The organism is Parasediminibacterium schistidii, from assembly GCF_046546515.1.
GTDB lineage: Bacteria > Bacteroidota > Bacteroidia > Chitinophagales > Chitinophagaceae > Parasediminibacterium.
In genome coordinates this window covers 1-24,725 of record NZ_JBKHKJ010000043.1, presented here as the reverse complement: position 1 = coordinate 24,725, position 24,725 = coordinate 1, and the positions used below count along the sequence as shown (strand labels likewise).

Here is a 24,725-nt window from a genome sequence, read left to right as displayed (position 1 = left end):
AAAATAACACACCCTTTTAATCACTTAAATCAAAATTCACAATGGTAAAAGCAGAACAAAGAAAAAACGCAGCCGATTTTTTTATCAATTCCACGCACAATCAGGCACAGGTAGTAGCGATCTTTAAATTAACAGAAAAAACGGTTGCCCGATGGGCAAAAGAAGACAATTGGCACATTCTTCGTGCAGCCCGCCAAACCTCCGCCAATCAAATCATTGGCCAATTTTACAACATGATTACAGACATACAAAACCTTGCAACAAAAGAAAAAAGGCAGCTTACTACAGTCGAGATTGGCAACATACACAAAATGGCCAGTAGCATCGAAAAAATGAATAATAAAATTCACATCAGGTACTACTATATGGTTGCTGATGAACTTACAAAATACATCATGGAAGTCGACATGCCAACCGCAAAACTTGTTGGGTACCACATCATGGATTTCCTTAACAAAAAAGCAAAAGAAGTTCGAGTGTAATAGCAGCATATGGGGTTTCCCCCTCGGGTCTGTAAATTAAACTGTGTCAAATTTTATTAGGGTTTAGTACAAAAGAGGCGGTGACGGCTCCCTCACAGAGCAAGGTATTGCCTCTTTTGTACGGTAAGCCTAGATGTCTGTCTTCATCCTGTCAGCAAATATAATCTTTAGCTGTGCAGCACAGACTACCCAGTTGGATAATGGCATTGTCCACTTTCCTTGTATCCTTTCGGTGGCTAGGTAAATGAGCTTGAGCAAAGCCATGTCGCTGGTGAAGACCCCTTTGTTCTTGGTCACTTTCCTTATTTGCCGGTGGTATCCTTCGATGGTATTGGTGGTATAGATGAGCTTCCTTATACCATCCGGGTACTTGAAATAGGTGCTTAACTTGTGCCAATTGTTTTCCCATGAACTTGTCACGATGGCATATTTCTTCCCTCATTTTTCCTTTAATACGTCCAAAGCCTCCAATGCCTGCGGCTCGTCATCGGCTTTGTAAACAGGCTTTAGGTCTGCCATGAAAGCTTTTTGGTCCTTGCTGGCCACATATTTTAGGTTGTTGAGTATCTGGTGGACCACGCAGGTAGGCTGTTCAGAATCAGGCAGCCTTTTTCGTACAGTTTTCGGCAAAGAAAACCCTCCTTTTTTTCAATAAGTAATCCGTGGTGTTTTCCTCTTTCAAAGCTGCAATATCTTTAAGCTTGGTATTTACCATTCCTTGCTCAACTTCATCTTGTCTTAGCTCCTTGCACCATGTACCCATTGTCAAGACAGTTTCTGTAATAGATTGCGTGCTGCCTAATTTTTGTTTGAACTTCCCAAAATGCGATTCTATGATGTCAGAGCAACAGATTTAGTTGCTGCCTTCCACTTCCATGCAATCGGCATACCCCTCCCAGCTTTGCTGTAGCAGCCTGCTAAATTCCTTTGTTGCCCCAATGGTGCATTTTATGTCCAGCAAGCTTCTGCAGCGGTCTATGGTGCCCTTGTTCATCCCTTCTGTTTTTAAGATTAGCGACATTGATTTGATTACCTCTTTTAATACTACCCATTCTTCGATCTGGGGCTTGTAAGTATCCAAGAAAGACAACTCCTCTTGCGCTTCAGGCGGCACCGATCCCCACGCCCCTAGAATATTTTCTATCCATTCTATCAGGGGGAATACATTGAGGAACCGTGCCTTGCTACGCAATTTAGGCGGCATCAAATGCGAGTACTTGCTCAATACCCATTTCTTGCGTACCCTGCACAGTTTATCCATCAGCCCTTTGAAATCCTCATTACCGGCATAGCAGGTTTCCAGGTGGTTTGCCCATTCATGGCTGCAATCATGTATATGCAGCATCCCTGCCCGTTTAACAGCCGAAACGATGTTGTTCCCCCTGTCGCTTAGGCAATAGCCAACTTTTAATTTCTTGGACAAGGCCAGCAGTTCCTTTTCGATGGCGGTGGATTTCCATGATTCCGCAACGCCAACGTACAATACCCTTGTGTCCTGCTGGGACAGTGGCCTGGAAAACCCCCATCCACCCAATGGCACACCCAATATCAACAACAGCCTTTCCCTCCCGATCGACACGCTCTCATCGACCAGGAGGCACCAGTCCCCACTGGCTGGGGGCTGGCAATAAACGTAATAGCCTGTCTTTACAACCCAGTTGCGGATGCTGCTTGCGCTAGGCTTCCTGCACCTTAAGCCCAGCAGCAAAGCACTGCCAGCAACAATGGCGGAGCATGCCCGGTAGCTGCACTGGCACTGGTAGTAAATATATACGCACAGCCAAATCAAAGCAGTGGGGTACTGGTGCCCCAGCGGCTTGCCAGGCTTTTTTTTTCAGCACATAAAGCCTTGTGCTTTGCTTTCCACAAGTCCCTGCTTGCCGTAACCTCCCCCAGCTTCTTTTCCAGCATCCTGATTTTTGAAGCACGGCACATCGCTTTCGCAAAATCTTTCCAGTCAGCCACCAATGTTTCATGATACCATTTCAGCAAGGGTTCTTTTGCTTTGCTATCTGTTTCATAAAATTGAATGACATTGGCTTTGGTAATAATAACCATGTAATGAAAATGGGTATTTAATTATCAAAAACAAAATATTTAGGTGATTCTTTCCTTATTCCAATCAACAATTATTACGAACAAAACCAATCCCCATATTAACAATCGGTGAAGTTTCCCAACCCTTTATTGCCATTAGCCCAATTCTCCTAACTTTGCAGACCTGCAAAATTTTTAGTAAATAACGCATTTTATGTTTAAACATCTCTTTTCAGTTGCTTTTGCCTGCTTTTTTTTCACTTTGTCTATACAAAGCTTTGCCCAATCGCCAATAAAAATGGCATCGCAGGTAAATTTCACTTATAAAGAAACCTTTGCCGATGTGAGCAATTGGGTGTTTACTGCCCCTGTGGATGGTACTTTTTCAGCAGGTATTGGGGCAAGCGCATGGAAAGGTTGCGATATCAGCACCACGGGTACTGTACCATCTGCAACTAAATTAACGGTGGCTACTACCAGTTGGCAAACCTATACAGCACAAAGTTCCTTGCCGGGCTTATACAGGGCTGCGGCAGCCAATATACAATTAGTAGCCACCGGCACTACTGACAATACAGCCGCCGTGGCCATGGATTTTTTCATGGATTTTACAGGCGTAAACGCTGGCACATTAAGTTTTGATTGGGCAGAAGTAAAAAACTATAATGGTAACCGCAATGGCTCTTTAAAGGTATATGCCACTGTTGATGGCACAAATTTTACAGAAATAACGGCCGCAGCGGTATTGAATGTTACCAATAATGTAGCTACTTCAGGCACTATCAGTTTTGCGGCTTTACCTGCTATTTTCAATAATTCGGCTACTGCACGTTTGCGTTTTTATTACTACAATGGCGTTGGCGGCACCACGGGTTCCCGCCCTAAAATAAGTATCGATAATGTGCAGGTAACTGCTACAGGCCAATCTGTTTGCACCACCCCCAAAGCACAGCCTACTGGTTTTACGGCAAACACAATTGCTTACAGCAGCGTGCAAGCATCGTTTACAGCACCTGCCACCGTGCCTGAAGGGTATTTGGTTGTAGCAAGCGTAAACAGCAGCCTTAGCAGTGGCCCAGTTGATGGCAAAAGCTATGCAATAGGCGATAACCTAGGCGATGGATCGGTAGTGGCAACCACCAATACCAACAGTTTTACAGCTACTGCTTTGGGTGGGGGCACAACCTACAATTTCTTTGTATTCAGTATGAATCACTTGTGTTCAGGAGGGCCGTTGTACCTTGCGGCCAGCCCATTGGTAGGCACGGCCACCACGCTTACTGGCAGCGAGCCTTGCGCAGCACCTGCTGTACAGCCAACCGATTTGGTATTCAGCAATATAACTTCTTCAAGCGTATTCGGCAGCTTCACTGGCGATGCGGCAGACAATTATTTGATTGTGAGAACCACGACTACCACGCTTAATACAATGCCCGTAAATGGAACTACTTACAAGGTAAATGGCACATTGGACAATGGCACAATTGTGGCATTTACCCCAGGCAATACCTTTACTGCTGCCGGATTATCGTCTGGTACTACTTATTACTACTTTATTTTTGGTGCTAACAACCTCAATTGCACAGGTGGCATTGCTTACAATAAAACTAGCCCATTAACAAAATCGGTTACTACCAGTACCGTTGTTACATGTGCCCCGCCCACAAATGCGCCAACAGGGCTGCAATTGACTATTACCGACAAACAAATTAACGGCTATTTCAAAGCCAGCACTTCGGCAGATAGTTACCTCGTTTTATATGGCACAGCTTCTACTTTAACCCAGTTGCCACAGGATGGCGGCAACTATACAGTAGGAAGCACATTAGGCAATGCAAAAGTATTGGCCAATGGCAAAGCAACTGCTTTTACCGCCGCAGGCCTTAGTGCAGGCACAGCGTACTATTTCTTTATTTTCTCTGAAAACAAATTTTGTTCAGGTACGCCTAAATACCTTACAACTACTATACTCCAAGGGAACATTACCACGCTGCTTTCCCCGCTTAGCAATATATACTTTGGCAACCTCCATGCACATTCCAGCTATTCCGATGGCAATAAAGACAGCACCAGCTTTATACCTGCACAGGATTATGCGTTTGCCAAAAATAGCCTGTGTTTAGATTACCTTGGCATATCGGAGCATAACCACGCTGGTGCAGGCATGAACGTAAGCAACTGGCAGCCAGGCATTGCACAAGCTGCTGCGGCCACTACCTCCAACTTCCTTGCCCTCTATGGCATGGAGTGGGGCGTTATCAGCGGCGGGGGGCATGTATTGGTATATGGTAGCGACAAACTACTTGGCTGGGAAACCAACAACTACAATATTTATGTTCCTAAAAGCGATTATATAGGCACGCCTAGCACTACCGGCACATCGGGCTTGTTTACGACCATCAATTCGTTGGGCAACAATACCGTTGCATTATTGGCACACCCATCCACAACCGATTATGACAACCTATCGGGCATTCCTTTTAACCTTACTGCTGATAGTGCCATTGTAGGTGCAGCTGTATCTAGCGGGCCTGCTTTCTCTACCAACACCACTTATACAGACCCTGCTACTTCATTGGGATATTATACTTATTTCAAAAGTTTGTTAGCCAGAGGGTACCATATAGGCCCATCTATGGATCATGACAACCACTATACCACTTTTGGGCGTACTTCTACCACACGTTTAGCTATTGCTTCCACGGCATTAACCACAAAAGCAATGCTTTCGGCCTTAAAGGCAAGGCATTTTTACGCCACGGAAGATTGCGACACTAGGGTAACGTTTACGCTGAACAACCAGCAAATGGGCAATATTTTCACAGGCACTACCCCACCCGCCATGAGCGTATATGCCATTGACCCAACCAATACCGCTGCCGTGCCTAAGATAATTGTAATGTATGGCATACCCGGTAGTGGCGTATCGCCTGTAATGGTGGACTCTGCCACGGGGTATATATTTAACCTTACTGACATCAACCTGCCTAATAATACAACGGCATACTACTATGCTGAAATTACCATAGCGGGCAGCAAAACCATTACCTCCCCTATCTGGTACACTTATAGCAATGGCACAATGCCTGTTACGCTTGCTTCACTGAAAGCAACGGTAACTGCTAGTAAATTTATAGCAGTAGATTGGGCAACCACATCGGAAATAAACAATAAATGGTTTGTGGTAGAGAAGTCAACCGATGGTATGCACTTTTTTGCCATAGATTCGGTTACAGGCAACGGAACAAGTGGTTCACACACCTATTCAATAACAGATAAAAACCCGATAGACGGCATTAATTATTACCGTTTGTTGCAAATAGACCTAGATGGCAAGGGGCATTATTCAAATATTGTCTCGGCAAATGTGGGGCAAGCTGCCATTAATTTCTTTACCATTAAAACCAACCCAGTTGTAAATTTGCTTCCCCTAAACATCAATGCCAAGGCAAACCAACAGGCAAGGGTATTGATTACCGACATGAGCGGTAGGGTTTTGCAAAACAATGCAGCATCCTTTATTAAAGGCGGTCAGCAATTCAATGTAAATACCAGCCAACTAACTAGCGGCACTTATACGGTAACTGTTGATTTTGGGGATATGAGACAGAGTAAGTTGTTTGTGAAATAAAGTTTTACGTTGTAAGTTATACGTTGTAAGTTTTTTTTGTATAGTAATAAAAAGGGTGGTTGACATTTGCAATGCCAACCACCCTTTTTGTTTAGAGCGGAAAACGGGGCTCGAACCCGCCGCCTCCAGTTTGGGAAACTGGTGCTCTACCAAATGAGCTATTTCCGCTAGTAGTAGAGCAAATTTAATAAAAAACTTAATTCACTCGTTAGTAGTCAACACTAATATTGCCACAAAGACTCAAAGAATCGAAGCAGCACAAAGATGAAAAAAGGATTTCATGCCTTATCTCTCTTTTTTCCTTAAAACTTTGTGCTTATTCGTGTTTTCTTGTGGTAGTGGCAGATTAATCACCTGCTCAAAACCTTGCTAAACCGCTGCACATCTGCCTGCGGCAATAGGGGTGTGCCATTCACTAGGTTGTCTGCCAGTTGCTTTGCGAAATAAGGTGCGAGTGAACAGCCCTTTGTACCCATCCCATTCAAAATGCCAATATTGGGGTGCTTTGGGTGGAAGCCCACAAATGGCCGCCTTTCTAAATTAGCCGGGCGTTCAGAAGCAATATGATCAACAATGGTATAAGGCAGTTTTAGCCATTGGCTCAATTGCTGTTCTACCTTTGCCCTGAAAGCGGGTGTGGGGTTGAGGTCTTTAAAATCCCATTCGTAGGTAGAACCTATCCACCACAGGTTGTCTTTCCAAGGCACAATGTTGATGCCTTGCTTGTAAATATTGTTGCGGGGCAAATCTTTTATCTCGGTTATAATGGCTTCGCCCTTGTTTTTGGCGTAGGGTAATAGGCTGAAATAAGGGTTATTGAAGCCTGCGGCACCATCGCAGAAGATGAGTTTTTTAGTCGTAAGTCGTAAGTTGTAAGTCGTAAGTGGTGAGTGGTGAGTATTGAGTGGTGAGCTATTTGCAATGACGAGTTTGTTGATGTCGAAGGTTTCTTCTAGTAGGGCATTCTGTGTTTTTAATGCTTTCCGCCAATTATCCAACAATAGGTTTACGTCTATCAGGTAGCAGGGGTTTATTTCGCCTATGCCAAAGTAATAATTAAAATATTGTTCGTATGCTGTTGCATTGTCGGGGTAGCGTAAATACTTGTTTTCCACGGGCAGTCTTTCTTCAAAAGCCAGTTTCATTTGTGGGGTGGGATGGAAATCGAGGATATTGGCTTGTGAAATAAGGTTGGCGCCAAGTGTTTCACCCATGTTGGTATAAGCATCTAACGCAAAGGGCATCAGGGTTTCTATCATCCAGGTGCTTACTATCCTGCGGCCTGTAACGGGGTTGATAACACCACTAGCCACTTTGGAAGCAGTGTAGGGCTGTGGCTGGTCTATCACCATTACTTTTTTGCCTGCTTGTATTAAATACCAGCTTAAAAAACTACCGGAAATACCCTGCCCCACAATGATATAATCTACTTCCATATGGGTGTAAAGATAGCCTGAAAGAGGGTTTATGTATAGGAATGGGATTAGGCAATCCCTTTGATCTGTTTAGGCAGGATATGCTAGGCTATCATCCTGCCCAGCAGGACAAAGGAAGCGAATGCGAAGGCCTAAGCGAATATTTCAACTGATTTATTTTTTTTGCTTTCTTCTCTTTTTACTTGTAACTCATTGATATTCATCTGTTTATGTTTTTTTAAGCTTCATTTTTTATGATAATTTAAGTGAATTTTATGATAATGTATTAATAATGGAATGATAGTTTTATTATAGTAGAATGATAATTTATTGATAATAAACTGATCAGATTTTGATGGTGAATTATCATTTTCCAAACCCAACTAACATCCGATTAAGAGCTAAAGCTAAGGTGGCTAGTTCCTTTTTCAAGGTAAAGTTGGCATAGATATGTATAAAGCCCAAAATAAAAATCCTATATGGGGGCATATTTCCCCCATGAGTATCCCAAATTTCCCCCATATAGGATGCTTACTGGGCTGCAAGAAAAAGCGAGATTTTGAAACGCACTCCCTTTCTTTCGCTATCCAGCTCACAAACTTCCCGTAAGTTTAAACTTTCGGGAAGTTGCCAATTATGCCCAGCAGGGAAGAGCGAAGGGTACGCGCCACAGGCACGCACCAGCAACAGTTCTTTTATTTGTATTGTTTTAAATTAGGATTAAGTTGGCGTGGAATAGCTGGGGATATTTTTAAGCCCGTGTACTTACAGTTTTAATTAGTTACTAGTTATTTCTACATGCTTTAATATAATCCAGTAACTCTGATTTTGATATTCAAATACCTTTCTAATAAGGTATTAAACACCAATCTTTAAAGAAAATTGCCAAGCCAAAAATCTAAACCCATCAATTGTCCGTATCTGAAATAAATAAATATAAATTTTATGAAAAAGTTGATCGTTTTATTAATGAGTGCCTTTGTATTGAATGCATCTATGGCACAAGACAAAATGGAAAAAACAGTTGAAGTTGGCGGTGCGGCTATGTATCCTTCAAAAAACATTGTAGAAAATGCGGTGAATAGTAAAGACCATACCACATTGGTTGCTGCCGTAAAAGCAGCAGGCTTGGTAGAAACCTTGCAAAGCAAAGGGCCTTTTACGGTATTTGCCCCTACAAATGAGGCCTTCGATAAGCTGCCAAAAGGCACAGTAGGTACTTTGGTAAAACCAGAAAACAAAGCTACCCTTACCAAAATTCTTACTTATCATGTTGTTGCTGGCAAATACAGTGCAAAAGACTTGATGAAGTTGGCAAAAGCAGGCGGTGGTACAGGTGTATTAACAACTGTAGAAGGTGGTAAACTAAAAATTACAACTAAAGGTAAAAAAGTAATGATTACCGATGAAAAAGGCGGAATGAGCATGGTAACCATTGCAAATGTAAACCAAAGCAATGGGGTAATACATGTAATAGATACGGTATTAATGCCTATCTAAAATATGAGTTTGGTGTTTTGTCTCAACAACAAGGCTCTGCAAGATTTTTATCTTGCGGGGCTTTTTTTATTTACAGGGCTAAAGAAGCCCACTAACACTTTATTTCAATTTTATTTGGGCAAAATAGGTATGTTCTAGGTTTACAATTAATTCTTGGCGTTGCGGGTGTATCAATACATCCATTTCTTCTAAAGGTATAGCACCTAAAGTGGTTTACAACTGCCTGGTAATATCATTGGCCTTGCAGGTAGTAGCATGGTTTTTAAAACGTACTTGCACATTATCAACCACATCCTTCTCTCACAGACCTCCCAGCCTTTGCTTTCAACATTTTAGCTATGCTTGTCAATAGCTCAAAATAAGTAAAGGCTAGGCACAAGTCAGACACCATGTGCCAGCCGTCATGGCATTCCAAAACCTACGCATCTACACTCGGCTTGTGGGCGCAGAAGAAGATAAAGCCCGCAGTTTTGTCGTAGCCGAGGCTTTCGGCGGTGTGGGTTTGCAATTATTATTGCAAGGCCCCCACCATGGGGTCGTTTTTGGGCATTTAGGGGGGCATATTTCCCCCATATAAGGTACTGGCTCACAATCAATCCAAACTTTGTAGTATGTGGCTCCTTAGGTTCATTAGCACAATTCCTGTAGTTAGCCTCGCCATAGCTTGCTGCCCTGTAGCGATTGTTTTTATATAAAAAAAAACGGCAAGATAGTTTACATCCATGCTCAAAAAATACACAAAACGCACTCGATTTTCCACGAAAAGCACTCACAAAATACGAACAAATACTCATTTTATACGCACAAAATACCCATAAAAAATTCAAGTGTAGAAAAGCATAAAACACTGTATTACAATGAGTTATGTTATGATAACGCCTCTGTAGATGGGTGTCCGAAGACGGGATGGTTACTCGCTGCGAGAAACCATAGAAGGGTACGTTCCACAGGCAAGCACCAGCAACACTTTTTTTATTTGTATTGTTTTAGTTAGGATAATGTTGATGTGGACTAGCTAGGAGAAAACCCGTTAAATACCCTGTAATTAAAATGACAAAAACCCTACTTAATGTATAATTATTTCTGTAACAATACTATTAAAATTCATTTTTATTCTGTGGTATGCTTCTTGAATTTCTGCATATGTCTTCATCTTGGGGATTTATAAAAAACAACTTATTTTAAGGATGTTTCCTATTCGGCAAGCATTGATATAAATACCGTTGCAATAGTAATGTTATGAAATTAAAATATAACTAAATCATTATTTGTAAAACACTTAAAAGAAGTCGGTATATGTATAAATTATTAATTATTTCCTTTGTATTTTCATTTTCAATTGCGTGCAATAAAATTGTGAATGTACCAAGTATAGATAGCTTTGTTAAGAATCCTTTTACTTCTTTTTATGGTATGATTTTGTACAATCAACAAGATAACCCAAAATATACAATAAGAAAATGGCAAGGAATACCATCAATTGGCATGGATAATAGCGGTATTATGTATGCTGCGTGGTACACAGGAGGCAAAGGCGAGGGGCTTGGCAATTTTATTACAGTTTCTATTTCAGAAGATTCTGGCAAAACTTGGCTAAATAACAAAATGATTGTAGCACTAAATGATTCTAACTATTATGATACGAATAGGTTATATGACCCATGTTTCCAGAATGACTTACACGGAAAAATATCCCTTACTTTTTCACGAAATTGGGTATCTAAAAATAAAGACACCATAGATAAGGGTTCTTTATGGATTACCTCTCTTTTTTATAATAAATTTTTAGGGCAGCTAGTAGCAACACCCCCAAGTAACATAGCCCTTGGGGTAATGATGAATAAGCCAATAATATCATCTGACTCCTCGAGCATTTATTTTCCTATTGCTAGATGGTATGTTGATGATTCAATAAAGCAGCGGCCTTTTATTTATAAAGCTGAAATTGGAAATAATGGTTTTACTAATTTAAGAAAAGTTGGTGCAATTCCATTGGCCAATAAATTAAGGTTTGTTGACGAACACATGATAGTGCAACTAAAGGATAATTCTTTTTACGCAATGATTCGAACTGCTAAATACGGTATTTATTCTTGTTCAAGTAAAGATGCGATTAATTGGACTGATTGTAAAAAAATTACTGCTTTAGGTGCAACAACTAGTTCAAGGTTTCATCTAAGGAAACTTAAGTCAGGAAGGTTACTATTAATTATGAATAATAGCACAAGCCGTACTAACCTCAAGGCTTTTTTATCGGACGATAACGGGCTTACATGGCCTTATAGCCTTTTAATTGATGGGCGTGCAAATGTTAGCTACCCTGATATGGTCGAGGGCAATAATGGCGATATGTATATTATATATGATTTTGATAGATATGGAACAGCAAGTATCAATGTACTCAAAGTAAATGAACAAGATATTATCAATGGTTTTGTAAACAATTTGCCTAATATTATTAATAAAATACGATAAGGTATGGGTTTAAGAGACCTTCCTAAAAATAGCCCAGTAAAGCCCCGAAGGGTTGTCATATACTAGCGATGGGCATAGCCCATCGCATAAAACATAGTATGCCACTAATGCACAAATAGTATTAATGTTTTATATTAAGATGTTGTTGCTAGCCAAACATCAATTGTATAGCGAGATATTTTTATATACTCATCCATGTTTCCCAAGTCCCTTTTGCCTTCTTGCCGCTTTACTTACTACTTTCCACTTACCACTTACCCTATTTGGCTACCGTGTACACGCATCTTTTTGTACCTAAAAAGAAGAGCTTAACCACAAAGGTTCGCAAATCCATTAAACGCAGAGAAGGCGCAAAGGGGATGCAAACAAAAGGTAAAACGCTCCGCTTAAAGGACGCAAAGTTTAGGCAAAACCTCTATTTTACACCTAAATCCCTCTTGTTAAAGATGTTTAAAAAGATGTGTGTACACATTAGCTCTCGAGGGGTGCCCGAAGGGCGGGGTGGTTACTCGCTACGGTAAATCATAGAAGGGTACGCAACATAGGCAGCGCACCAGCAACACTATTTTTTTTAGATAGGGTTAAGTTGACGTGGACTAGCTAGCGCATCCCTTTTGTCTTTTTAGGCGCGATGCGCTAGGCTAACAACTCGCCCAGCGATTAGCGGAGCAACTGCTTAGTTTTTCAAAAAGCTCTTCTGCACCACGCCCTCACCTTTTATTAGCACCACATAACTGCCTCTTGATAGGTTAGCCAAAGGCAATGAAAAGCTATTTGCTCCAGCAGAAAGTAGCATACGTTGCTGTTGCAGCACCCTGCCCATCATATCCATTATTTGTACAGTTGCGCTTTCTGATTTACTATGATTTAGTTGCACATGCAATACATCTTTTACGGGATTAGGGTACACTGTTAACTGTCGACCGTTAACCGTTGAAAGTATTTCAACCACTTTGCTGTAAGTAAAATTGCCATTCTTGTCTATCATTTTTAAACGGTAATAAATTAGGTGAGCGGCCAGTTGGGATTGGTCAGTATAGCCATAATTGTTATTGCCCACCCCTTCTGCGGTAACAGTGCCTAAATGGATGAAGGTGATGCCATTGGTACTGCTTTCCACCACAAATTGAGATGTGTTTGTTTCTTGCGTAGTAGACCACTTTAAAAGTGTTTTATTGTTTACATAATTATAACTGGCTTCAAATGAAAGCAAGGCAAGGGGCAAGCTTCCGCAGTTAGTGCTGAAGTAGGCAGCTTGGTCTTTTTTATAATTTGTGCTAGCATTTGCATAAGCCACATTTGCGACTTTAATACAAGTTAATGGATTATTGTAACAGTATAAGTAGGAAATTGAAGTATTTAGTGATACATCTAAACTTGTTAATTGATTGCCAGAACAAAGCAAATTAGTAAGTTTTGTATTAGCTGATACATCCAAGTTACTTATTGTATTAGTACTGCAACATAAGACAGTAATTTTTTTATTGGCTGATACGTTTAAGCTTGATATATGGTTATTAATACAATTTAAATGATCTAGTACTGTATTGGCTGAAACAGACAAACTGCTTAATTGATTATCATTGCAATCTAAATAGTTAAGCATTGTATTCTTCGATACATCTAAGTTTGTTAATTGGTTATCATTGCACTTAAAAAAATCAAGTATTTTACAAGCTGATACGTCCAAGCCAACTATTTGATTGTAGTCACAATAAAAAGAAGTAAGTACTGTATTTGCTGATAAATCCAAACTAGTTAATAGATTATTGTTGCATCCAAATTGATAAAGTTTTGTATTCTTTGACACATCTAGGCTGGTTAATTTATTAATGCCACATATCAAATAAGTAAGCTCGGTATTAGCTGATAAATCTATGCTGGCAATTTGGTTGTTGCCAAAGTCTAAATGCGTAAGTATTGTATTCTTCGATAAATCCAACCTGGTTAAATGAGTATCCCAACAATCTAAATAAGTGAGTAATTTGTTGGATGATAAATCTATGCTGGCAATTTGATTAGTACTGAAATCTAAAAAAGCAAGCGAGTTGTTGGATGATAAATCCAAACTAGTTAATTGGTTGGAACTACATTGCAAAACGACAAGTTGGGTATTTGATTTTACATTTAGGTTGGTTAATTGGTTGTTCCAACAAATTAAGTAATTTAGTCTTGTATTCGATGATAGATTTAAGCTAGTCAATTTATTAAACCCGCAATTTAAAGAGTCTATATTTATAAAAGCTTCTATCCCTGTCAAATCTTTAATGTTATAACCAGAATAATTGTTTGATAAGTTAATACCTGCGCTATATATAGATGCTTCTACAACGGTAATATCCGTTTTGCTAGATTTATGAGGAACATTGGCCAATACCCAATTCTTGAAATTACTATCAGGAATGTTCACATACTGTGCAGTTGCTTTGTTTGCCGAAAGGATAAGAATAACTAAAAAAATACTGCAAAAATATTTCTGTAGTAAAAGTTTTGTACCCATCGTTTTTGTTGTTTTAGCAAATATAATAGGAAGAAGCCAGATGATAAAGGTGCGGTTACTTTCTCGGAGTTACCTGAATCAGAATTGGACTATCAATAAATGTAAAAAATCATCATGTCGACAACATTCTAATGCCTTAAAAAAACTTTTCTCACGCAGGCTTTCCGGCTTGTGCTTCCATGTTACTTATTTTTTGCTTTGAATATTTTAGCGATGCTTGCCAATATCTTAAAGATAGGAAAAGCTAGGCACAGGTCAGAGATCATGTGCCAGCTTGTTATAATATTTCAAACCTACGCCTCCACCCGCACACTATAAGCCCCCTCCTGACAAAACCTCGGAGGTTTTTTTGGAAGTGCTGCTTGGTTTACAATTGTTATTGCAATACAAAATTCCCCCACCATAGGGGCATTTTGGGCTGCTCATGGGGGCATATTTCCCCCATATAGGATTGTTTTTTTGCATGGATTCCAAATCAAACCGAACTTTGTAGTATATGGTCCCTTGTTTTCATTAGCACAGACCCTGTGTATTCAAACCCTCCGAGGTTTTTGAAACCTCGGAGGGTTTTTGTGGTTAGCCTCGTATTGGCTCGCTGCCCGTTGTGCTTATTTTTAATATACAAAAAAAATGTTATGACATTTTACATCTTTGCTCAAAAAACATCCAAAAAGTACGCACTTTTCTGCGAAAAATAGGCACAAAATAGGCACAAAATAGGCACAAAATAAGCATAAAATAAGCACAAAATATGCATAAAATACGCACTCGTAAAAAACATAAAACACTGTATTTCAATGAGTTATGTTTCAAAAAGACCTCAAAACTAAATTTGGGCTTCCAAAAGCCAGTCAAACCAAGCAGGCAATACCCCTGAAAATGGGCTATAAATTTTTGATTTGTCCCTATCAAGTTTGCATCAAACCATATGTTGCCGTGTACCAGCACCGCCAAAAAAGAATTAGACAAAAAAAACCAATAAAAAACATTAGCAAATTTTCAGTTATCTTTAGCCCCATCATATTTAAAAAGGGCAATTCAGTTGCACTTACAAAAACATAATCATTTTGCAGTTTACAGCGTTTAATTTCCACCCCACCTTATTAGAAGGTATCGAGGCATCTAACTACGATAATGCCACCCCAGTACAAGAACAGGTAATACCCATCATCATGGCTGGCAAAGACTTGATAGCTTCTGCCCAGACAGGCACGGGCAAAACAGCCGCTTTCCTGCTGCCCATGATGAACCATTTAATTGGCCACCATCATTCTACGAAGGTGAGCGGCCTAATACTGGTACCCACCAGGGAACTTGCCATACAAATTGGGCAAGTGATAGAGGGGCTTTCTTATTTTACCAATATCAGCTCCATTGCCATCTACGGTGGTAGCGATGGGCAAAATTTTGTTGCCGAGAAAAAAGCACTGCAAACAGGGGCAGACATTGTGGTTTGCACGCCGGGCCGTTTATTGGCGCATTTAAAAATGGGCTATGTGGACTTTGGCAGCATCCAGTTCCTAGTGCTTGACGAGGCCGACCGTATGCTGGACATGGGCTTTCAAGACGATATTAATACCATCATCAGCCATTTGCCTAAGAAAAGGCAAACCCTATTGTTTTCGGCTACTATGCCCGAGAAAATAAGGCGACTGGCTAGGACTATCCTGCACGAACCTGCGGAAATAAACATTGCCATATCCAAACCACCAGAAAAAATTGTGCAACGTGCATATATTTTACACGAGCCGCAAAAACTGCCTTTGGTAAAATACTTGCTGCAAACCATACCCCACCGTGCTGCCGTGGTGTTTTGCGGCCGCAAGCAAGACGTGAAGCAACTGGCCCGCGAACTGCAACATGCCAAAATGAAAGTGGCCGAGATACACAGCGACCTAGAACAAAGCCAGCGGGAGGAAGTGCTGCAAGGCTTTACCAGTGGCCGCATCCCCATTATTATTGCCACGGATATACTGAGCCGGGGCATTGATGTGGACACAATCGACCTAGTTGTAAACTACGATGTGCCACACGATGGCGAGGACTATGTGCACCGCATTGGCCGTACCGCCCGTGCCGAGGCCGATGGCATGGCCATAACCTTGGTAAACGAAAAAGAACAAACCAGCTTTGCAGAAATAGAACAATTATTGGGCAAGCCTGTGGAAAAAGCCACGATGCCCGAGCAATTTGGCACAACGCCACCTTACGAGCCAAGGCTGAAAAGGCCGCATGGCGGCAGCGGCAGGCATAATGGCAACAACAATGGCAAAAGAAGGAACTTTAACCAACCCAATGCTGGCAGGAGGAGGTAGTTTTGTGCCTTTGGGGCAAAAGAAACAACATGCACCATTATTATATTATTTATAAGCCCTACATGGTCTTGTGCCAATTCTCGCCACAGGATGGCAAACAAACCTTGGCAGATTTTTTTAACGTACCCAAAGATGTGTACCCCGTAGGCAGGCTAGATTATGATAGCGAGGGATTGTTGATTTTAACCAATGACAAGCAACTAAACAACCGCTTGCTAAACCCCTTGTTTGCCCATGAGCGTGAATACTGGGTGCAGGTAGATGGCAATGCCACGCATGAAGCAGTTGAAATATTGCAAAAAGGCGTAGCCATAAATGTTGACGGGAAAACTTATTATACCAAGCCTTGCACGGTAAGCCTTTTTACAGAGCCTCCATTGGTGCCAGAACGCAATCCACCTATCCGGTTTAGGAAAGAAATACCAGCACCATGGTTGAAACTCATTTTAAAAGAAGGGAAAAACAGGCAGGTGCGTAAAATGACTGCGGCTGTTGGCTTCCCCACTTTGCGATTGATACGTTACAGGATAGAAAAGTTAACCATTGATGGGATTAAACCAGGGGAAATAAAGGAAATGGATAGGGTAACTTTGTTTGAACACTTGTTCTCTAATTCAAAATTCAACATTTAAAATTCAACATTTTTTAAATGGAACATTACGAAGTAAAAAATAATAACCTTCTTATTAATACCAATCCAGCTTTGTTGGATATTGCGCTAATATACAAGTTCCTGTCGCAGGAATCTTATTGGGCAAAGGGCATCCCTTTGGCAACTGTGCAAACTTCTATTAACAACTCACTTTGTTTTGGGGTTTATGATGGCGATAAACAAATAGGTTTTGCAAGGGTAATAACCGACAGGGCTGTATTTGCTTATTTGGCAGATGTGTTTATAGTAGAAAAGCATCGTGGCAAAGGCTTGTCAAAATGGTTGGTGCAAAGCATACATGCCCATCCCGACTTGCAGGGTTTAAGGCGTTGGATGCTGGCAACGCATGATGCCCATGGATTGTACAAGCAATTTGGCTGGGCAGAAGTTTCAGACGAGCAAAACAAAAGGATGATGCAAAAACACAATCCAGATGTATATCGACTTTAGTCATAACTCATAATTCCTAATTATTTGAATTCTGCTTATATAATAGATGCCGTCCGCACACCCATCGGGAAATATGGCGGAAAGCTGAGCATGATACGCCCGGATGATTTGCTGGCGTTTGCCATCAAGGCTTTGCTTGAAAGGAACCCTTCGATAGACGTTACTCAAATAGAAGACGTAATAGCTGGCGCCACCAACCAAGCTGGTGAGGATTGCCGGGATATTGCCCGCATGGCAGCCTTATTGGTTGGCTTGCCAGTGTCCGTTGGGGGCAATACCGTAAACCGCCTTTGTGCAAGCGGCATGCAGTCTGTAATGGATGCTGCCCGGGCCATTATGTGTGGCGAAGGCATGTTGTACATTGCAGGTGGCGTGGAAAGTATGACTAGGGCACCATATGTAATGCTAAAAAGTGAAGGTGCGTTTACCCGTAAGATGGAAATGATAGACAGTACCATTGGATGGCGGTTTACCAACCAGAAACTAGCCAAAATGTACCACCCTTACAATATGGGCGAGACAGCAGAAAACATAGCCAAGCAATGGGGCATAAGCCGAGAGGCACAGGACTTTTTTGCCTTGCAATCGCAGCAGAAATATGCAGCCGCATTAGCTGCCAGCAAGTGGACAGATGAATTGATACCCATACCGCTATCTGATAATAAAGAACCGACTTTTTTTAGCAAGGACGAACAACCAAGGAGCACCACGCTTGAAAAACTGGCGGCATTAAAACCTGCATTTGTTGCCAATGGCAGCGTAACTGCTGGCAATAGCAGTGCCATCAACGATGGGGCAGCAGCGTTGCTATTGGCAAGTAAGGAAGCTGTAAAGTTATTCAACCTAAAACCATTGGCAAGGATAACCAGTATGGCCATAGCTGGCGTTCACCCAGATATTATGGGCATTGGGCCAGTGCCAGCCACCCAAAAAGCATTGCAAAGGGCAGGCTTGAAAATAACAGACATGGGCTTGACAGAACTTTGCGAATCCTTTGCATCGCAATGCCTTGCCTGTATCCAAGATTTGGGCATAGATGAAAAAACAATGAACGTAAATGGCGGCACTATTGCCTTGGGAAATGCCTTAGGCAGTAATGGCACAAGGATAATTGGCACACTGATACATGAAATGAAACGCAGGAATACCAAATATGGGCTTGCTACCATGTCTGTAGGGGTGGGTCAAGGTGCAAGTATGATTTTTGAGGGGCTGTAAATGAAATAAATACTCCTTAAATCTACATTAAAATTCAAACTCCACCCCATTTTTAGGGAAATCTAGTTTATTGCTTTTTTCGGTGCCATTGGCTTTTACATGAAAAATATTCACTTGCTTGTCCTGGTAGTCGTACAGCAAGCTGCAATTGATGCTCGCTTTTTTAAAGATAGGAACGTCTTTTACCTCTAAATAAGTCCAGATGCTCTCTATTTGCTGTTCATAGCCCACAAAATGCAGGGTTACTGCTTTTTCGTTTAGCGTAAGCTGAAATTTGCTTTGTATATAAGCATTCAATATTTTTTCTGTGGCTGCTTTATCTGCTGGGTGCAGTAAATCTATTTTTGTATTACTAAATTTCCGCAAAGCCCCTTCCAAGTCTTCCGTGAAAATGCGGATGCTTATCTCGGCCGTTTTTTCCTTTGCATTGTGGTCTATCTCGATCATTGAAAGGTAAAAGGGGTGCATAAGAATCCTATCTCCTTGCCCCTCTCCTTGGTTCCTGCCCCCTCTCCCTTCGGAGAGGGCTGGGGTGAGGTAGGGTTGGGCTGAGGTCTCTACCTCCCCTTTAGGGGACGGGGGTAATACCAACATTGCCAAACTAAACCATCTAACCAATATATTTACCATTCGGGGATATTATTATTTGCAAAGCAAAAGTGCTTATTAATTTTCAATATTTTGCATCCGAATGATATTAGCCACGAAAGCACAAAAACACGAAGAAGCACAAAGAAGAGAAGTTCAATACTCATTGGATAACAGAATTGCCCTTCTTTTCTTATTTCCTTAGTGCCACTTTGAGCCTTCGTGCCTACAGAAAAATGGCACTTGTTTGCCCCCAATTCAAAATTTAAATTTCAACATTCAAAATAACTTCAAGTGGGCGATTTTGGTTTATACTTTACACTAGGCCGGCAGCACATTGCAGACTGGCAAGGCATAGACCATATATTGTTCATTATGGCTTTGTGCCTGCGCTACCAATTGACTGATTGGCGGAAAATAATAGTATTGGTTACCGCTTTCACCATTGGCCATTCTATAACGCTGGCTTTGAGTGTGTTAAGCATTGTTCATTTTTCTACAAAGTGGATTGAGTTTTTGATACCAGTTACCATTGGTATCACTGCCATCAGCAATGTATTTGCAAAGAATATGGTTTTTGGAAAAAACATATCCTTGTTTTACTTGCTTGCTTTATTCTTTGGATTAATACATGGGCTTGGGTTTAGCAATTACTTAAAAAGTATTTTGGGCACTGGCAGCAATATTATTGCGCAATTATTTGCGTTTAATATTGGCTTAGAAGCAGGGCAATTGATTATAGTAGGTGGTGTTTTATTGTTGACTTATATTATAACCGGGTTGCTGAACACAAACCGAAGGGAATATATTTTATATTGCAGCGGGGGCATATTTGCACTAGCCATGCAAATGATAATGCAGCAGTGGCCATTTTAGGATTGTTATGAGTTTTGTGTTACGCACAACTATCAGTTGTGGTATTTAGGGTTACAATAACCAATAAAGTAGCACAGATTTTTGAAGGGTAGTTTTTTAAACTTTTTAAAAAAAGCAGCTTTTTTCTGTCAGAGACTGGCTCCCTCTCCTTTGGAGAGGGCGGGGGGTGAGGTCTAAAAAAGTAAAGAATATTTAAAACTTTGTATTACTTCGTGCCTTTGAGCCTTTGTGGCAATTTAATTAATCAAAAATTAAGATATACATGATAAAAAAGTTTCTAGTCTTGGCTTTGGCAGCATCTTGCCTCGGTGCAAATGCACAAAACATCATGAACAACCCTGGGGCTAGCCATGCCAATAAGTTTGAGGACTTGGGCATTATATTGCCTACGCCCAACGAGTACCGTACGGCAAGCGGCGCACCGGGGCCTAAGTATTGGCAGCAACGTGCCGATTATGACATTACCTGCTCGTTAGACGAAAAAAAACAAGTACTTACAGGCAGCGAGTTGGTTACTTATTACAACAACAGCCCAGATGTGCTAACTTATATTTGGCTGCAACTGGATGAAAACCAGCACAGCTCTATCAACAATGCCAACTACCAAGATGCAACAGCCATTAGCAAGCTAATGCCTTTGGCAACCTTGCAAAAAATGGAAAACGCCAAAATAGACAATGGCTATGGCGACAAAATTCTAAAGCTAACAGAAGCCCTTAACGGCAAGGCTTTGCAATATACCGTCAACAAAACGATGATGCGCATAGAACTGCCAGCGGCATTGAAACCCGGGCAGCAATTTGCTTTCAAGCTAAACTGGAGCTATAAAATTTCTGACCGTATGAACGGTGGCGGCCGTGGCGGATACGAATATTTCCCTGAGGATGGTAATTACTTGTTTACCATGAGCCAATGGTACCCTCGCCTTTGCGTGTACAGCGATTTCCAAGGCTGGCAAAACCACCAGTTTACTGGCAGGGGCGAATTTGCCTTGACTTTTGGCAATTTTAAAGTAGCCATGACCGTTCCGGCAGACCATGTGGTAATGGCCACAGGTGAATGCCAAAATTACCCACTCGTATTGTCCGCAGCGCAGCAAGCCCGCTGGAAAACAGCCCAGGCAGCCAAAGAGCCTGTGGAAGTGGTAACGCTAGACGAAGCCAAGGCAGCAGAAAAAAATCCTGCAACAGCTACTAAGACATGGGTTTTCAAGGCAGACAACGTTAGGGATTTTGCTTGGGGCAGTTCCCGTAAGTTTATTTGGGATGCCATGCCAACCTATGTGGAAGGCAAAAAAATAATGTGCATGAGTGCCTATGGCAAAGAAGCTTATGGCTTGTACCGCAAGTATTCTACCAAAGCGGTTGCACATACCATCAGGAGCTACTCGCATTTCACTATACCCTATCCCTACCCCGTGGCACAAAGCATTGAAGCAAGCAATGGCATGGAATACCCAATGATTTGCTTCAACTGGGGCAGGACAGAAAAAGACGGCACTTATACAGAAACTTCAAAAAATGGCATGTTGGGCGTAATTATGCACGAAGTAGGGCATAACTTCTTCCCAATGATTGTAAACAGCGACGAACGCCAGTGGAGTTGGATGGACGAAGGGCTGAATACCTTTTGCCAGTTTCTTACGGAACAATTGTGGGACAATAAATTCCCGTCTAAAAGGGGGCCAGCCTGGAATATTACCAACTACATGAAATTGCCCAAAGACCAGTTGGAACCTATCATGACCAACAGTGAAAACATCAACGACTTTGGCAGCAATGCTTATGGCAAGCCTGCTACTGCATTGAATATATTGCGTGAAACCGTTATGGGCAGGGAATTGTTTGATTATGCTTTCAAGGAATATGCAAGGCGCTGGGCGTTTAAGCACCCTACCCCCGCAGATTTGTTCAGGACGATGGAAGATGCAAGCGCAGAAAACCTAGGTTGGTTTTGGCGTGGCTGGTTTTATGGCACAGACCCTTGCGATATTTCTATTGACTCTGTAAAACATGCTGTTTACGACCCATCACTCAACCTGCAAAGAAGAGGCCCTAAGCCTGCAGGCATTGCTCCGCAAGTGCCAGCGTTTGACGGTACTTTTATGAAAAGGAACAGGGAAGACAAAAGCATTGTTTTTGAAGTGGATAGAGACACTACCCTTCGTGATTTTTACTGGCGGTACGACAGGGGCATTGAACCTTACGACAGCACCATAAACCCTGCTTTGCCTAAAGTAAAGCCAGCAACAGAGGCTTTGAATGACGAGGAAAAAAACAAGTATGCTTCTATGCACTTGTATGAAGTGGCATTTAGCAACAAAGGGGGCTTGGTAATGCCCATAATCCTGCAATTTACATTTGAAGATGGCAGCACACAGATAGAAAGGATACCCGCACAGGTATGGAGGAAGAACGAAAACAGTGTAAGCAAAGTGTTTTTAACTGCCAAAAAAGTAACAAGCATGTTGTTGGATCCATTGAAGGAAACAGCAGATATTGATGAAAGCAACAATACTTGGGGAAATGTAGATGCAGCACCGAGCAGGTTTGCATTGTACAAACTAAACAGTGCCAACCCACGCAATGCTGTGCCAACCGAAAAAAACCCAATGCAGATTTCGACTGAGCAAAAGAATAAGTAAAGAGATTATGGTTATAAAAATTGTAAGCCGCCAAAGTTTTATGCTTTGGCGGCTTTTTTATTTTTGAGTGCAAAGGTTTTTCCTATAACCAGCGTCATACTTATATTAAAGTTAAGGGTACTACTCACCACATCGAATATGCTTTTAGCAATAAAGGTACAAAAACACGAAGCAACACTAAGAAAAAGAAGGTTAAAAGGTATTGATAACATAATTTTTCTTCTTTTTTTTTAGTCTTCCCTTAAAACTTTGTGCCTTTTGGTGTCTTGGTGCCTTCGTGGCAGATTAAACAAACTTGCACCTAGAGTAGTACTAATGCAAGTATGCCTTGTGAAATTTGCAATAGGAGTATTAGTTTTAGCATGATTATTTCACATCCAGCAAAGCGGTAATTATTTGGACGAACCGATATTGATACAACAATTGCAACAGGGAGAAGGGCAGGCATTTACCCAACTGGTAAGTGCCTACCAGCATATTGTGTTCAATACTGTGCTGGGCATTTTGCAAAACAGGGAGGATGCAGAAGACGTGGCACAGGAAGTGTTTGTACAAGTGTATCAATCCATTGGCCAGTTCAAAGGTGAATCTAAATTGTCAACTTGGTTATACAGGATAGCTGTAACCAAGTCGCTAGACTGGCAACGACGTAAAAGCAGGAAGAAAAGGTTTGCCGTGGTTGAAAGTTTTTTTGGCATAGTCGATACCATCCGGCACGACCCTCCCGAATTTCACCATCCGGGCGTGGCCATTGAAAACAAGGAAAAAGCCGCTCTTTTGTTCAAGGCTATGATGGCATTGCCCGAAAACCAGAAAGTAGCTTTTACGCTAAACAAAGTTGAAGGGCTAAGCTATCAGGAGATAGCCGAGGTAATGCAGGTAACAGTAGCATCGGTAGAAGCTTTTTTACATAGGGCAAAGCAAAATTTGAGGAAGGAATTGGCAGGTATGAGGTAGTAAGTTGTATATTTTTATGTATGATTAAATGATTTTGTTATGAATAATAAAGAAATAGATGATATACTAAATAGTTTGGACGGAATGTCCAAGGCAGAAGCACCGTTTTTCTTCCAAACCCGTTTGCTGGCAAGGTTACAGCAGCGGCAATCTATCCCTATCTGGCAGAGTTGGGGGGCTTTTTTGGCTCAACCTGCTTTTGCTATTGGCACTTTATCCTTGTTTTTGGTTTTGAACATGGTTGCCATTAATAAAATGGTAAAAAACAAAACGGCAGCAACCAATGAAACGGCAGACAAACAAGCAACATTGCAAAATTTTGTAGAAGAATACGATTTATCTACCGCTACTATTTATAGTGATGCTAAAAATAATTAAATGAAACAAATCAATAATAATAGATGGTGGGCTGTTGCAGTATTGCTGTTGATGATTGCAAATATAACCACACTTTGCTTTTTTTGGGTAACAAGCCAGAGAGGCAATATGCCTCCAATGGGCAATAAAGGTGGGGCGGCTGCATTCTTGATTAAAGAATTGGCGTTTGACAGCAACCAACAGCGGGCATACCAAGCCTTGATTAAGCAACACCAAGAAACAATAAGGGAAATAAAGCCGAGGCTAAAAGAAGCCAAAGAAGCCTATTTTAGTTTATTGTGTGATACAAGCATTACAGAAAATAAAATTAAGGCTGCTGCTGCAAAAGCAAATACTGTGGAAGCAGAAATAGACATAGCTGGTTTCCATCATTTTCAAGAAGTACGGAAATTATGCACTCCACAGCAGCAAAAAAAATTTGACAGCGTTATTGTACAAACTGTGCGAATGATGGCACCGCCACAGCAACACCCTCCACGCAGGGGGATGGGTGGCAGGCCTGACGGACCTCCCCGTGATGGCAACCCACCCCCGCCAGATGATGGCCCACCGCAAGTGGAAGATGGGCAAAGGCCACCACTGCGGGAATAAAACAGGTGCAAAATAT

The 24,725-nt window shown here is 41.4% G+C and carries 18 protein-coding genes, 1 tRNA gene and 1 pseudogene; 13 read left to right on the top strand and 7 right to left on the bottom strand.

All coding sequences use genetic code 11. The features are described from left to right. Nucleotides 1-41 precede the first annotated feature (41 nt). Entirely contained in the window at nucleotides 42-482 is a 441-nt protein-coding gene (locus tag ACHFIY_RS17790) for a hypothetical protein (protein ID WP_410847472.1), read from the top strand. 129 nt (nucleotides 483-611) lie between these two features. Here ACHFIY_RS17790 and ACHFIY_RS17785 read toward each other — a convergent pair. The 3 genes and pseudogenes from ACHFIY_RS17785 to ACHFIY_RS17775 form a co-directional block, all read right to left on the bottom strand. Continuing rightward, a pseudogene (locus tag ACHFIY_RS17785) lies at nucleotides 612-1,106 on the bottom strand (transposase); the annotation flags it as partial. A gap of 229 nt (nucleotides 1,107-1,335) precedes the next feature. Then, nucleotides 1,336-2,271 carry a hypothetical protein gene (locus ACHFIY_RS17780; protein ID WP_410847471.1) on the bottom strand — a complete coding sequence of 312 codons (936 nt, stop codon included), beginning with the start codon at nucleotides 2,269-2,271 and terminating at the stop codon, nucleotides 1,336-1,338. Next, nucleotides 2,268-2,540 (bottom strand): type II toxin-antitoxin system HigB family toxin, encoded by a 273-nt coding sequence (locus ACHFIY_RS17775; RefSeq protein ID WP_410847470.1) that lies wholly within the window; start codon nucleotides 2,538-2,540, stop codon nucleotides 2,268-2,270. Before ACHFIY_RS17775 ends, ACHFIY_RS17780 begins: the two co-directional genes overlap by 4 nt. Before the next feature lie 193 nt (nucleotides 2,541-2,733). On the opposite strand from ACHFIY_RS17775, the gene ACHFIY_RS17770 reads away from it, so the two are divergent. Then, a complete protein-coding gene (locus ACHFIY_RS17770) occupies nucleotides 2,734-6,150 on the top strand; it encodes a T9SS type A sorting domain-containing protein (RefSeq protein ID WP_410847469.1) in 3,417 nt (1,138 codons plus the stop codon). Nucleotides 6,151-6,245: 95 nt separating this feature from the next. Here the strand turns inward: ACHFIY_RS17770 and ACHFIY_RS17765 are convergent. Both ACHFIY_RS17765 and ACHFIY_RS17760 read right to left on the bottom strand, forming a co-directional pair. Next, nucleotides 6,246-6,318 (bottom strand) — tRNA-Gly (locus ACHFIY_RS17765). Nucleotides 6,319-6,500: 182 nt separating this feature from the next. Further along, nucleotides 6,501-7,586 (bottom strand): NAD(P)/FAD-dependent oxidoreductase, encoded by a 1,086-nt coding sequence (locus ACHFIY_RS17760; protein ID WP_410847468.1) that lies wholly within the window; start codon nucleotides 7,584-7,586, stop codon nucleotides 6,501-6,503. Nucleotides 7,587-8,510: 924 nt separating this feature from the next. On the opposite strand from ACHFIY_RS17760, the gene ACHFIY_RS17755 reads away from it, so the two are divergent. Both ACHFIY_RS17755 and ACHFIY_RS17750 read left to right on the top strand, forming a co-directional pair. Then, nucleotides 8,511-9,065 carry a fasciclin domain-containing protein gene (locus ACHFIY_RS17755; RefSeq protein ID WP_410847467.1) on the top strand — a complete coding sequence of 185 codons (555 nt, stop codon included), beginning with the start codon at nucleotides 8,511-8,513 and terminating at the stop codon, nucleotides 9,063-9,065. 1,296 nt (nucleotides 9,066-10,361) lie between these two features. Further along, the gene (locus tag ACHFIY_RS17750) at nucleotides 10,362-11,540 is read left to right on the top strand and encodes a sialidase family protein (protein WP_410847466.1); all 1,179 of its coding nucleotides are present in this window, start codon (nucleotides 10,362-10,364) and stop codon (nucleotides 11,538-11,540) included. A 676-nt stretch (nucleotides 11,541-12,216) separates the two neighbouring features. Here ACHFIY_RS17750 and ACHFIY_RS17745 read toward each other — a convergent pair. Continuing rightward, nucleotides 12,217-14,040, bottom strand: a complete 1,824-nt coding sequence (locus tag ACHFIY_RS17745; protein WP_410847465.1) for a T9SS type A sorting domain-containing protein — start codon at nucleotides 14,038-14,040, stop codon at nucleotides 12,217-12,219. Nucleotides 14,041-15,107: 1,067 nt separating this feature from the next. On the opposite strand from ACHFIY_RS17745, the gene ACHFIY_RS17740 reads away from it, so the two are divergent. The 4 genes from ACHFIY_RS17740 to ACHFIY_RS17725 are packed head-to-tail and all read left to right on the top strand — an operon-like array spanning nucleotide 15,108 to nucleotide 18,675. After that, complete coding sequence (locus ACHFIY_RS17740; RefSeq protein WP_410847464.1) at nucleotides 15,108-16,355, top strand: DEAD/DEAH box helicase; 1,248 nt, start codon at nucleotides 15,108-15,110, stop codon at nucleotides 16,353-16,355. Between the two features lie 29 nt (nucleotides 16,356-16,384). Continuing rightward, the gene (locus ACHFIY_RS17735) at nucleotides 16,385-16,987 is read left to right on the top strand and encodes a pseudouridine synthase (RefSeq protein ID WP_410847463.1); all 603 of its coding nucleotides are present in this window, start codon (nucleotides 16,385-16,387) and stop codon (nucleotides 16,985-16,987) included. A gap of 17 nt (nucleotides 16,988-17,004) precedes the next feature. Beyond that, complete coding sequence (locus ACHFIY_RS17730) at nucleotides 17,005-17,457, top strand: GNAT family N-acetyltransferase (protein WP_410847462.1); 453 nt, start codon at nucleotides 17,005-17,007, stop codon at nucleotides 17,455-17,457. 24 nt (nucleotides 17,458-17,481) lie between these two features. After that, nucleotides 17,482-18,675 carry a thiolase family protein gene (locus ACHFIY_RS17725; RefSeq protein WP_410847461.1) on the top strand — a complete coding sequence of 398 codons (1,194 nt, stop codon included), beginning with the start codon at nucleotides 17,482-17,484 and terminating at the stop codon, nucleotides 18,673-18,675. Between the two features lie 27 nt (nucleotides 18,676-18,702). Here the strand turns inward: ACHFIY_RS17725 and ACHFIY_RS17720 are convergent, their stop codons facing one another. Next, complete coding sequence (locus ACHFIY_RS17720; protein ID WP_410847460.1) at nucleotides 18,703-19,305, bottom strand: DUF6702 family protein; 603 nt, start codon at nucleotides 19,303-19,305, stop codon at nucleotides 18,703-18,705. 252 nt (nucleotides 19,306-19,557) lie between these two features. On the opposite strand from ACHFIY_RS17720, the gene ACHFIY_RS17715 reads away from it, so the two are divergent. The 5 genes from ACHFIY_RS17715 to ACHFIY_RS17695 all read left to right on the top strand — a co-directional run bounded on the left by ACHFIY_RS17715 (nucleotide 19,558) and on the right by ACHFIY_RS17695 (nucleotide 24,709). Continuing rightward, on the top strand, nucleotides 19,558-20,139 hold the full coding sequence (locus ACHFIY_RS17715; protein WP_410847459.1) for a HupE/UreJ family protein: 582 nt from the start codon (nucleotides 19,558-19,560) through the stop codon (nucleotides 20,137-20,139). A gap of 262 nt (nucleotides 20,140-20,401) precedes the next feature. Further along, the gene (locus tag ACHFIY_RS17710) at nucleotides 20,402-22,783 is read left to right on the top strand and encodes a M1 family metallopeptidase (protein ID WP_410847458.1); all 2,382 of its coding nucleotides are present in this window, start codon (nucleotides 20,402-20,404) and stop codon (nucleotides 22,781-22,783) included. 396 nt (nucleotides 22,784-23,179) lie between these two features. After that, entirely contained in the window at nucleotides 23,180-23,740 is a 561-nt protein-coding gene (locus ACHFIY_RS17705) for an RNA polymerase sigma factor (protein WP_410847457.1), read from the top strand. 39 nt (nucleotides 23,741-23,779) lie between these two features. After that, entirely contained in the window at nucleotides 23,780-24,118 is a 339-nt protein-coding gene (locus ACHFIY_RS17700) for a hypothetical protein (RefSeq protein ID WP_410847456.1), read from the top strand. After that, entirely contained in the window at nucleotides 24,119-24,709 is a 591-nt protein-coding gene (locus tag ACHFIY_RS17695) for a Spy/CpxP family protein refolding chaperone (protein ID WP_410847455.1), read from the top strand. Nucleotides 24,710-24,725 lie beyond the last annotated feature (16 nt).